The organism is Candidatus Nitrospira allomarina (assembly GCF_032050975.1).
GTDB lineage: Bacteria > Nitrospirota > Nitrospiria > Nitrospirales > UBA8639 > Nitrospira_E > Nitrospira_E allomarina.
On record NZ_CP116967.1, the window covers coordinates 445,198 to 457,426 of the forward strand.

10 protein-coding genes are annotated in these 12,229 nt (G+C 51.9%); 4 read left to right on the forward strand and 6 right to left on the reverse strand.

Annotation, left to right across the window (positions count from 1 at the left end; all coding sequences use genetic code 11):
- Positions 1-362 precede the first annotated feature (362 nt).
- Genes PP769_RS01905 through PP769_RS01925 form a run of 5 tightly spaced genes read right to left on the reverse strand, consistent with a single transcriptional unit; the run spans position 363 to position 5,418 of the window.
- Entirely contained in the window at positions 363-1,835 is a 1,473-nt protein-coding gene (locus PP769_RS01905) for an efflux transporter outer membrane subunit (RefSeq protein WP_312644521.1), read from the reverse strand.
- Between the two features lie 10 nt (positions 1,836-1,845).
- On the reverse strand, positions 1,846-2,868 hold the full coding sequence (locus tag PP769_RS01910; RefSeq protein WP_312644523.1) for an efflux RND transporter periplasmic adaptor subunit: 1,023 nt from the start codon (positions 2,866-2,868) through the stop codon (positions 1,846-1,848).
- Positions 2,869-3,609, reverse strand: a complete 741-nt coding sequence (locus PP769_RS01915) for an ABC transporter ATP-binding protein (RefSeq protein ID WP_312644525.1) — start codon at positions 3,607-3,609, stop codon at positions 2,869-2,871.
- 4 nt (positions 3,610-3,613) lie between these two features.
- A complete protein-coding gene (locus PP769_RS01920) occupies positions 3,614-4,747 on the reverse strand; it encodes an ABC transporter permease (RefSeq protein ID WP_312644527.1) in 1,134 nt (377 codons plus the stop codon).
- On the reverse strand, positions 4,744-5,418 hold the full coding sequence (locus PP769_RS01925; RefSeq protein WP_312644529.1) for a TetR/AcrR family transcriptional regulator: 675 nt from the start codon (positions 5,416-5,418) through the stop codon (positions 4,744-4,746). Before PP769_RS01925 ends, PP769_RS01920 begins: the two co-directional genes overlap by 4 nt.
- Positions 5,419-5,826: 408 nt before the next feature.
- Here PP769_RS01925 and lon point away from each other — a divergent pair, with 408 nt between their 5' ends.
- Positions 5,827-8,271: an endopeptidase La gene (lon, locus tag PP769_RS01930; protein ID WP_312644531.1), complete on the forward strand. Its 2,445-nt coding sequence runs from the start codon at positions 5,827-5,829 to the stop codon at positions 8,269-8,271.
- A gap of 65 nt (positions 8,272-8,336) precedes the next feature.
- Here the strand turns inward: lon and PP769_RS01935 are convergent, their stop codons facing one another.
- The gene (locus PP769_RS01935; protein ID WP_312644533.1) at positions 8,337-8,792 is read right to left on the reverse strand and encodes a hypothetical protein; all 456 of its coding nucleotides are present in this window, start codon (positions 8,790-8,792) and stop codon (positions 8,337-8,339) included.
- Positions 8,793-9,162: 370 nt separating this feature from the next.
- Here PP769_RS01935 and PP769_RS01940 point away from each other — a divergent pair, with 370 nt between their 5' ends.
- The 3 genes from PP769_RS01940 (at position 9,163) to PP769_RS01950 (ending at position 12,166) form a co-directional block, all read left to right on the forward strand.
- Positions 9,163-10,314 (forward strand): YjgN family protein, encoded by a 1,152-nt coding sequence (locus PP769_RS01940; protein WP_312644535.1) that lies wholly within the window; start codon positions 9,163-9,165, stop codon positions 10,312-10,314.
- A gap of 94 nt (positions 10,315-10,408) precedes the next feature.
- Positions 10,409-11,509 (forward strand): M48 family metallopeptidase, encoded by a 1,101-nt coding sequence (locus tag PP769_RS01945; RefSeq protein ID WP_312644537.1) that lies wholly within the window; start codon positions 10,409-10,411, stop codon positions 11,507-11,509.
- Positions 11,510-11,749: 240 nt separating this feature from the next.
- Positions 11,750-12,166, forward strand: a complete 417-nt coding sequence (locus tag PP769_RS01950) for a hypothetical protein (RefSeq protein ID WP_312644539.1) — start codon at positions 11,750-11,752, stop codon at positions 12,164-12,166.
- The last annotated feature ends 63 nt before the right edge of the window (positions 12,167-12,229 follow it).

The window sequence follows — 12,229 nt, forward strand, 5'->3', positions numbered from 1 at the left end:
GATAAAAGGGCGGGAACATACAACAGAAATTCCGATTCACCACGGGCCAGAATGACTACCAGCATTTTAGAAAACGCTTGGTAGGCGATGCCCGTACTTTATTTTCCTGACTTCCCTCGGCCTTTCTAAACAAAGCACACCATCCCCAGCCGCCAGGGTGTCATCCTGAGAGAAACGAAAGATCTGTGCCCAAACCCCCTAACTTCCGCTAGACGAGAAACAACACCTTCAGCTCAGCGTGACAGTAGGAAAAGAGTAATAAGGAAAAAGAACCAAGGGATAGGATATCGAAAAAGGGGATGACGGGTTGAAAAAACCTTTTCGGAAATACTTGACGGGAGAGGCTCACACTGGATCCACTATTATGGCTTCACTTGAGCCAGTTGTTCCTGCTCCCAACCGCCGCCTACGGCTTTGAACAAATCCACCATAGCCGTGAGACGTTCCCGCTCGGTTTGGACCACTCCCAATTCTGCATCGAGCACAATGCGCTGAGCATCTATGACGTCGATATAGCTAACCAATCCCTTGCGATACCGGATGTCCGCCAGCTCCAGCGATTCCCGGGCCGCTGCCACATGTTGATGTTGACTGACCAGTTGCTCTTTGCGCGTTTGTAGGGCAACCAGCACATCAGCCACTTCCCTAAACGCATTCAGAATGGTTTGATGGTAGTCTTCCAACATTTGTTGATACCGGTTTTCCGCCACCTCTAATCTGGCCAAATTGGTATAGCCTTCAAAGATCGGAAGGGTAACCGAGGGACCGATCGCCATGTTGCGGCTGCCCCATTTGAACCATTGATCGAATTCGCTGGTGAGAAACCCTCCGTTTCCCGTGATGGCCACACTGGGGAAAAAGTAGGCGCGGGCTTCCCCAATTCGAGCATTGGCGGCTTTTAAGATTTCTTCCTTTTCCAAAATATCCGGGCGCCGTTGCAAGAGATCTGAAGGCAGACCGACAGGGATCGTTGGTTGCGCCATCACGGACCGAAGGGGCTTGGAGGACAACACCAGCGTCCCAGGATTGGCCCCGGTCAACACTTCGAGTTGATGCAGTTGAACAGCCCGTTGACGCCGAAACTCGGGAATTTGCGAGGCCGTTTGAGCCACAAGGGTTTCCTCTCGTTTCACATCCAGGTCAGATACCAGACCGGCCTGCGCACGGCTCCGGATGATCGACAGTGAGTCTTGTTGAAGGGCCAAGTTCCGTTCCGCAATTTCCACTTGTTCGTCGAGTTCACGAAGCCGGAAATAGGAATCTCCCACCTCACCGACCAGGCTCAACAACAGACCGCGGCGATTCATTTCGCTCCCCAACGCTTCTGCAGTAAAGGCCTCCTTCCCGCGTCGAATCCGACCCCATAAATCCAGTTCCCATCGAAGATCGATGTCCGCACGCCAAATATCAAAATTGGCACCCGGTGGCGCGAACCCTTCAGGAGCCCCTCCTGTTGGACCGACCAAAATGCTTTCCGATCGACGAATTCGGCTATACGATCCATTCAAGGACACATTGGGATAAAGCCCGGCTCCTGACCCATAGGCAATCGCGTGCGCCTCCAGTACCCGAAACGCCGCTTGTCGGAGATCATGGTTACGATCCAAAGCCTGTTCAATCAATCCATTCAATTCATCATTGCCAAACATTCGCCACCACTCGGCCTCCGGCACCTGTCCTACCGTAATGGGAAGCTGAGAGGATGAGCTTTCCAGGGTCATCCTGTTCCAGTCTTCCGGGACATTAAGGTCCGGCTGCTGATAGTCCGGCCCTAGCAAACATCCCGGGAGAAATAGGATCATAAGCAGCATGGGTAGATGTTTCGTTGCGATCATACGTTTCTCCTTACGGAGCCTTCCCGGTCTCCGATAATGGAAGGGAGGTATGAGATGGCGAAGTTCCGTTCTCGGATCGGTTATGGTCCTGATCCGAAACCCGTTCAACAGGGCGCTCGATATAGACATCGACTTGTTGCCCGACATAGACCGGGAAAGCAGGCCGTTCAAATCGATAAATCACCTGGAGCACCCTGGTGTCGACCCGCTCCCGATTGTCCCCGGTTAGTGACCGTTTAGGCACAATATAGGGCTCAATCCGAGCAAAGGTGAGCGAAATGGCCTTATCCGTAAACCCTTTAAGGTAGGCTACAGCCGGACTTCCCGGCACCATCAACGGCGCGTTGACTTCATCGATATCAGCCCGCACCTGTAAGGTTTCCGTATCCCCTAATATGATGAGCGGCTCGATGGGATTCACCGTGGCATATTCCCCGGATCGAACGTTGACCTGAAGAATCGTCCCCGCACGCGGTGCCCGAACCGTAAGACGATTTAATAAAGCCTGCACTTCATCCCGTTCTGTTTTTGCCAAATGGAAATCAGCCCTTGCCCGAATCAACGCCCGCTTGGCACCTTCCGCTTCATGCCATTTCCTCTTCACATCATCTTCACTGACCGCCCGACGGTCTGTGACCGACTGAAGCCGCTGTAATTGGTCCTGGACATCCCGGAGCCGGATCTCCTGCTCGGCGATCCGCGCCGCTGCAGACGGGAGCGAATCGGTCTTGGTTTGCAGTTGGGCCCGCAACGCCCGATCATCCAACTGAAACAACGGATCTCCCTGCTCAACATGGTCCGCCACTGTGACAGACACCTTCGTCACCAGACCGGAGACCGGAGGCGCGATCCTGACGTTTTCGTTTACAGCCTCAATAATGCCTGCTGCGGCCACCGTGACTGGATACGGATTCTGAGGAGGGGCTTCCATCGGTGGAGGCGGAGCCACTTTCTTATTAGCGCCCCACAACGTCGCAATCGTCAAAATGATGCCCCCCAACGCGATCCAAAAACTCAAACGCCGCAGTACCATTTAAACGGGTGTCTCCTGTCCTTCTTGGATCTGATCCACTCGTCCATCTTCCATATGGACAATGCGATCGCCAAATTCAAAAATCCGGGTATCGTGCGTCACAATAATCACCCCCCGATCATGCTGTTTTCCGATATCATGCAATTGCTGCACAATCCGGTGTCCCGTTTCTCCATCCAGATTCGCGGTCGGTTCGTCACACAGCAGTAACTGGGGATCACTCACCAGGGCTCGGGCAATGGCTACCCGCTGCTGCTCGCCTCCCGACAGTCTGGTTGGCAATGCGACCAAGCGCTCTCCCATGCCCATGCTCCCAAGAATGTTCTCCGCTTGAGCCAGGGCCTCGTGTTTGGCGACTCCGCGAATCAATAACGGCACTGCGGCATTTTCAACCGCGGTGAGCGTGGGCAAGAGATGATATTGCTGAAAGATAAAACCGAGATGATCCAAGCGAAATTTCGTTTTTTCCGACGCGGACAATTCCAGAATGGATTCGCCCAAAATTCTCACCTCTCCCTCATCGCTTTCTAAAATACCGGCAATCACCGACAAGAGAGTTGTTTTCCCGCTACCCGAAGGCCCCACCAGCAACAAGACTTCCCCGTGGGCGACAGTTAAATCAACTCCCTTCAGGACAGGAATCCTGGTCTCTCCTTCCCCAAACGATTTCACCACCCCCCTGGCCTGCACCAACCACTGAGGCGAATCATGGTTAAGAGTCGGAGACGGGTTCCCACTCACGACGCTACCCCCGAAACACAATCGCCGGTTCAAGCTTGGCCAACTTTCGAATGCTAATCACACTCGAGACACTACAGATCAAGAGGAGCGCCACGGCCACTCCGACGAGAAGAGGCCATGTTTCTTTAAAGGGCAACCGGTCTCCACCTGCAGCGGTCAATCCAAACAGGGTGGCCAATCCCACTCCGACTCCATATCCAATGGATCCGACGGTAAAACTTTGCAGGAGGATCATACGCGCCAGCATACCCGTGCTGGCTCCTATCGCTTTCAGTGCGCCAAACTGCGGCAGGTTCTCAACCGTAAACAGGTAAAAGGTTTGTCCGGAAATCGCCATCCCCACAATAAATCCTAATAACACGGTGGTACCAAAATTCACGCCAATACCTGTGTTTTGAAGAATCCATCGAATGGTCTTCCATCCAAACTGGTCTTCGGTAAATGCTCCCAATCCTGTTTGCTCGTGAATTCGCCTGGCCAACTCTTCCGGGCTGACCCCGCTCACCGGACTGGCAAGGACATACGACAATTTCCTCCGCTCTTCGGGTGTCACACTCAAGGCTCGTTCGTAGGTGGTGTAGACAAAGGGAAAATTTTGAAAACTTTTTTGTGTCTGCACGATCGCCACGACCCTGACACGGTGATCATTGATTTCAAACGTGGTGCCGAGATGAATGTTTTTGGGCCCACCTAACCGCTCCACCCCTAATTGATCGATCGCGACCGCGTCAGGAGACCGCAGCTCTTCAATGTTGCCTTCCAACACCCGACCGGGTCGACCGATTAACGTACTGGATTCGATCCCGACTAACGCAATTTGCTCATAGTTCCCATCCCGCAATCTCGCCCGCTGGACGCCCTTATAAAGGGGAACCGCCCACTCGACACCGGAAACACTTCGAACCACGTTCACCGTTGTATCGGCCAGGGGTTTAATTTCTTCGACTTGATTGATATTGGAATCGGTGACCCACACCGGGGCATTCACATTGGTGATGCCCGATTGCGACCAGGTCATCAACCCCCAGAAAATGGATCCCTGCTGAACGATGAGCATCGTGGAAAACGTGAGCCCCGCCAGCAACATGAGATACTTGGGGCGATCGCCAAACAACATTTTCAGGGCAACGTAATTCATACCTTCCGTGCCGTCCGCGTCCGGGGTTTATTTGTCTGACCTGATCTGCGCACCGCTCCCTTCAGAGAAGGGAGTTTAAGTCCGTTCATCATGAGGTTCACAAAGGTCCGCGAAATGTCTTCGGCCGTCTGAGGAAGTTGGGCTTGAAATAGGACCGTCAACAACCGATGATAAATCAGCATGCCCATAAAGGCGCGGGCGGCGATGAGGGGCTGAACGGGCTGAAAGGCTCCATCATCTATGCGCTGTTGAATGTAGCCGGCCAAAAAATCATAAAACACCCGGATGTGATTGTGGAAAAACATATCCGACATCTCATGGTTTTCCAGTGCGCTAAACAAAATCAGCCTCATCAAATCGGAATCCGGAGCCCCTCCGACCACCGTCCTGGCAATCACGGAAAACACCTCAATATCCTTTTGTTGCTCAGCGAGACTTCTTATTTTGGAGAGTAATCCCGGCACGGGTGATTCCTCCGCAAGAATGGCCGCATACAAATCATCTTTACTGGGAAAATGTTTGAAAATAAGGGCTTCGCTGACCCCTGCTCTCTGGGCAATTTCCCGGGTCTTGGTCCCGCTAAATCCTTTTTTGGCAAATAAGGAGGCCGCCGACTGAATAATTTTGGCCTTCCGCACCGGACCGCTTATTCGTTTCGGTGATAATGGCATCTTCTACCTTCTATTATAGTGAGTATTCACTAACCATGATAAGATCTCATTAGAAGCCTGTCAAGGAATGTGGATCATTTGCAATTTTTTCGGGAACGGTGGAAAATTCGTAAAACTTATCCACCCAATCCGGTTTCATCACAATCATCATTACTCCGGATGATCTGAGATGTTCAGATACACACCAGGGAGGTTCCACCTCCCATTATGGGCACGAGAGTTCATCGCCAACACAGGCGCAGGTTCAGGGGCAACTTTCGATTTCGCTCATGAATCACTTTTGACTCTACCCACATGGCACAACCGGTAGGCCGTGCCAATCAATTTGACTCAAAGGAAAAGATGCGTATCTTGTTGGGGAGAACAGTTATTATGTTGGTATACACCTGAAGGACGGTGAAAGAATAAATGGATACTCCCCCAACTGCCGAGAATACACTCATTGTTTCCCTCCCGCTCGTCCCTGTTAAGCGAACGGTCTTGTTTCCCGATACCCTTGTTCCCTTCACGATTGGTCGACCCCGCTCGATCGCCGCGGTGGAAGCCGCGATGAACTCGGAAGACAAAGCCTTGGTATTCGCCACCCAGCGTGACTCAGAAAAGGAGGAACCCGAGTTCGATGACCTGTATCGAATTGGCACGAAAGCCGTCATCAAGCAAATGGGCAAAACTCCGGATGGCCATCTTCAGGTTCTCGCACAGGGAATCGAACGCGTCGTCTTACTGAAGAAGGAACAAGACGAACCCCATATGGTCGTTCGGTCCAGGCAACTCGCTCTTGCGCTTGAATCCGACCTTGAACTGGAGGCCTTGCATCGTGAACTGGTTGAACTTATTGGCCAATTACCCGAATTATTGACGACCCAGGGCGTGGTGGAATTGGTGGCCGTGCTTCGAGCCGAAAAAAATCCCCTTTCAGTGGCTTATCGGCTGGTGTCCCTCTTGAACCTTAATGTGGAACGATTGCAAGGGCTTCTGGAGCAATCCGATGCTAAGGAAGTCCTTCGCCAGGTGTATGGCGCGTTGGCCCATGAACTCCATATCCTCAAAATTCGCCATGAAATCGCGAGCCAGGCCCAAGCAGAAATTGGAAAATCCCAACGGGAGTATTTCCTGCGCCAACAGTTAAAAGAAATTCAACAAGAACTGGGAGACCTGGAGACCCAACCCGAAGATGGCGAGGTAGGGGAATTAAAAGCCCGTATCGAGAAGGCCGACCTTCCCGAGATTGTGAGAACTGAAGCCACCAGAGAACTGAAGCGTCTGGTCAAGCTGCCTCCTGCCTCCCCGGATCATCAGGTCATTCGGAGCTATCTGGAGTTGGTTCTAGAATTACCGTGGAACACCCTCACAGAAGACCACCTGGATCTGACTCATGTTCGAACAATATTAGATGAAGATCATTACGGCATTCAGGATGTCAAGGAACGCATCCTTGAGCACCTGGCCGTGTTGAAGCTGAATCCTTCTGCGAAGGCTCCCATCCTGTGTTTGGTGGGCCCCCCGGGGGTGGGGAAAACCAGCTTGGGGCAATCCATTGCCCGCGCCCTGGAAAGAAAGTTTGAACGCCTGAGCTTAGGGGGTCTTCATGACGAAGCCGAATTGCGTGGGCATCGCCGCACATATGTTGGCGCAATGCCAGGCCGTCTGATTCAGGCTCTTCGACGTGCTGGGGCCAAAAATCCGATTCTGATGCTGGACGAGGTCGATAAGGTTGGACAGGATTTCCGGGGAGATCCCGCGTCAGCCTTGTTAGAAATTCTTGACCCGGAACAAAATCATACCTTCCGCGACAACTACTTAGATCTGCCCTTTGACCTCTCTAAAGTGATGTTCATCACCACGGCCAATTCCCTGGACACCATCTCCCGTCCTCTCTTGGATCGGATGGAGACCATACGTCTGGGAGGCTACAGTCATCAGGAAAAGCTTGAAATTGCCAATCGCTATTTGTGGCCTCGTCGCTTGAAGGAAGCCGGCTTGGAGTCCAAACCCTTGACGTTAGAGGAACAGGTGATTCCTCATATCATCAAACGATATACCCGGGAAGCCGGCGTTCGCCAATTGGAACAGATGTTGGGACGGTTAACTCGCAAAGTGGCGCTGAAGCTGGCAGAACATCCGCCGGACCAGCCGGAGGAACCTCTCACGATCACCCAAGTGGACCTTCCGGAATGGTTGGGCATCGAACGATTTATGCCTGAGGAAGCCAGGAAAACATTGCCCCTGGGGGTAGCGACGGGAATGGCCTGGACAGAAACCGGCGGGGATGTCCTCTATGTTGAGAGTGCCCTTCTTCCGGGAGGCAGCGACCTCACCATTACCGGCCACATTGGAGATGTTATGCAGGAATCAGCTCAAGCGGCTCGAAGCTATCTCTGGTCGCGTGCCGAATCGCTGGGCTTGGATATCGCCGTGTTTAAGCAGAGTGGAATGCATATTCATGTGCCGGAGGGCGCCATTCCCAAAGATGGGCCATCCGCCGGTGTGACCATGGCCAGTGCTCTGGCTTCGCTCTTACTGAAAATCCCGGTTAGAAAGGATACGGCGATGACCGGAGAAATTGGGTTAACCGGATTGGTCCTGCCTGTGGGCGGGATTAAAGAAAAGATTTTGGCGGCACATAGGGTCGGATTGCGCCGTATTGTCCTTCCCAAAGCCAACGAAAAAGATCTGAAAGATGTGCCTGACACTGTACGATCAGAATTGTCCGTTGTCTTCGTGGAAACAATTGAGGAGGCCTTACATGCTGTCCTGCTCAACAAGACGCCGGACAATCGTGAGAGAGAAACGAATCCTCCTCACACCCAACCTGTCGAAAGTGAGCAGACATCCGCCATGGGCAGTCACTAAGCTTTCAGAGATGGGCTTCTCTCCAGCCTTGATTCTTCTCTCCTTATGGAAATACCGCGAGAAGACTATTTCCCACCCGTCAGGAAAGGGGATATCCGTTGCATGGTAAAGGTACCTCCAGGTTCAAGAGGATTGTGATCCTGGCCAATGCGGGTGTACCACCAACGTCCCTGGGCTACCGGCGAGTCATCTAACCACTTCAGCTCAAACCCTCCTTCCCGATCATTCCCGGCTTGCATCCATTTGCCCTTCCATACCCCATCCTTCAGTTCTTGGGTTTCAAACCACCCATCCTCCCACTCATATTGTCCATTTCCCTCTTCATTTAAGGTAATGGTATTAGACCCGGTTTTATCTGCATACTCCCAAATCCCGGCAAGATCTTGAACTTGTTGAGGCGAATGGGAGGGGTCAAGGCCATTCCCTTCCCCTTGAGGAATCTGATGTGAGAGATCGGCACAACCCACGGCAACAAAAACATTTATGATGATGAGGAACAGTTTGACTATACTCTTCTGCATAAATTTTCCCTCGCTCCCCCGGGACAATTGAGTTGGAAAAATAACCTTAGGATTGTATCAGATAGGACCGATAGACCCAGATAGGTGAAACCATGTATCACGAAAGGCCACCACTGATGACCACCATCAAGACGGGGACGCCTGCCCGACGGAATTGACGTCCGCGTTGATTTGCACAACATGCGGGTCGGTCAGAAATGGTAGAGAGACCTGTTCGCAATGTGGAGCCGCGCTTCATTCTCCACAAGAGGAATCCGTGAACCACTCCAATGAACCGCTACTCAGCACAGATCATTCTCTCATTTCATCAGAATCTCAAAAGCCGTTGAACACTCATAGAACAGACTCTTCGGCTGAAAGTAGTTCTGATGTGGCCACTTGGAGCCCCGATCAGAGAGACCAGACCAAGGCCCTTCACGGAATACCCCTTTCCGGCCCGGACAACGGGTCAGACGATTCCAATTTGTTTCCCATCCACCATCCCATTTTTTGGGGGCGTGGGCGAACGCTCTTTGGGATATTCATTGTCAATACCTTTTTCACATTACTGACACTTGGCCTGTATTCTTTTTGGGGGAGAGTACGTATTCGCCAATTTTTGAGCAGTCAGACCAGCTTTGCCCACACTCGCTTTTCCTATCATGGAACTCCTCAGGAATTATTGAAGGGATGGTCAAAAGCGTTTTTGGTATTTGGTCTTCCCTATGCTTTCCTCAGTCTGACCCCCCTCATTTGGGACCAGATTCCAACTTGGATTCCCAATGCGCTTGCAGGGACCATGGCTTTGTGCTTCATTCCAGTCGCGGTGGTCGGATCGCATCGTTATCGGTTGAGTCGAACCTCGTTGGGAACGATTCGTTTCTCCTTCCGGGGGCACGTAAAGGAATATACGAAAATATGGGTCCTGGGAAGCGTTCTGACCTTGTTGACCGCCGGCATCTATTACCCGTTTTTCGAAAATGCCAGACGAAAATTTCTTGTCGCTCACACCTACTTTGGTAATCGCCCATTCACCTATTCCGGAACGGGAAGCGGGCTCTTGAGGATCTATGTCACATCCCTCGCCTTCAGCATGATCATTATGATCACACTCATCGGGATTCACGCGGGACCTGCCGGTCTCTCCATCCTCGCCCAATGGCCATCCGAAGGTTGGCGAGACATTTTTTTTAATTCCCTGTTCATCACCGGATTGCTCACGCTGCTGCTTCCATGGTTTTACCTGCAGGTAGCCAAGCAACGGTACCAATGGAATCATTCAGATTTTGGAGACGCGCATTTTCATTTTTCTGCCTCCACATGGAATCTCATGGAGTTGCGGATGACGAACTTCCTCATGCTTATTCTCACGTTTGGAGTAGCCTGGCCGTGGGTCCAGGTCCGGAATCTCCAATTTCTCTATTATCATCTGAACCTTCAAGGCCCTTTAGATTTTCAACGCATCGAACAGGAAGCCCTGGATGCGTCCCCCACCGGTGAAGAGCTTGCGGGATACTTTGACGCTGGTTTTGATTTAGGCTAATTTGGCCATTGTGCATGTTCCGCTCCGATCCTCCCGGTATGAATCTTTTCATCATCGACAATGTATGCGTTCCTTAGGCTAAACCAATTTGATCATGGCATACCCCACCGAATGGAAAGGGTCCTATTATGACGGACAATCGGTCGTTCCACAGTTTGTGACTATTACCATTTCAGGTGTCGGTCTGACCCTTCGCTTTGCTGACCACACAACCACGACATGGAACTATCAAGAATTTCGACAAACCCACGGGCGCTATTCCGGAGAAGAAGTACGATTTGAGCGAGGAACCGGAATTGGCGAAACCCTGGTCATCCCCAGCCCCAAAATTCTGCTGGCGATTCATAAGCATGGCGGATCGCACACCAGTCATTTTCATCATCCCCGCACTCGACACACCCGTGTGTATGGGACGGTGCTGGCCGCACTCGCCAGCATCCCCATCGTGTATGGCATTTTTACCTGGGGTATTCCCTCGTTGGCTCAGCCAATCACCGCCGCCATTCCGCTTTCCTGGGAAATTCAGTTGGGCCAGTTTGTACAACAGGAAGTCACAGCCGGGAAACCGGTTTGCGACAACCCGAAACTGATCCACGCGGTCGACTTCATATTGACGTCCCTGACCAAATCCATCGACCCCCTTCCCTATCAATTTCAGGTGACCGTGGTGGATAGCCCCCTCGTCAACGCCATGGCTGCCCCGGGCGGATATGTCATAGTCTTTCGCGGTCTTCTACAAGACACCGCTTCGCCCGAAGAACTCGCGGGAGTTTTGGCTCATGAAATTCAACACGTTCTGCTTCGACACACCATGCACCTTATCGTGCGGCATGTGTCGATGGCTTTCGTCATCGCCGCCCTTAGCGGGGATGCCAGCGGCATGGTGGCGTATGCACTCCAAGCCGCCCAAACTCTTCAGACCCTGTCCTATAGCCGTGAGGCGGAAGACCAAGCCGATGAACAGGGATTCCTCTTATTACATCGGTCGGGAATTAATCCCGAGGGGATGGTCGCCTTTTTCGCTAAACTTGGGAAAGAACAACCTGCAAATGACGTCCTTCGTTATCTTTCGACCCATCCACCGACCCAAGACCGCCTGGCACACCTGAAGTCCTTGCTGCCACCTGCCTCCATGACCTATCGAGTCTTCCCCTTTCACGCTGAGTGGTCTAACATCAACACTTACTGCAAGTGACTCCTTAGAGCCTCTTTCTAACGCTGTTTGACCCCCGGGAACGCTGTTGAAGGGATGTTCAACTCACCTTTTTGGAAATCTGACCCATTGCTCTCTAGCCCTGGAGGCTTCATAATAAACATATTCGAGACATACCGGAATGTATGGTGTCTTTGTCTGGACCACAACTCCAAATTCACTCACACCCCGTCTGTCTAGTCCGAGGCTCTTATCATCAACACACAACAAGGGGTGGGTCACATGGGAACCGAAATCACACGCTATGCCATTGGAGATTTTGGAAAGTTGCATAAATTTACCGGAAAGAATGTACCGGCAGGCACCGAGGCCCTGGTGGAAGAAGACGGAACAAGCTTAACGGCGAAGGGGAAAACCTATACCGCTCGGTTTTCGGATATTCTTCCGAACGTGGAAATCATTCGCGTGCAATTCGATCAATACAGCTCGAACCACATCGGCTTTGCCATGGAAGCCCACGACAAAACCCTGACCAAAATTCCGGAAATGCTGGAAAGCACCAAAATCATTTCTGAAAAACTCAGACATGATTGGATGGCCCAAGACAAGGCCTATCAGGATACCGAAAAAGCCAAAAAGGTAGCGCCTGTTGCAGCAAAAGTCACCGCGCCTGCAAAAGAAGCGATTGCGGCAACCTAATCAATCCCTCCCTAATTACAGAACATTCCAGGGCTAAAAAGGCACCGTTCGCTTCAGGGTCAT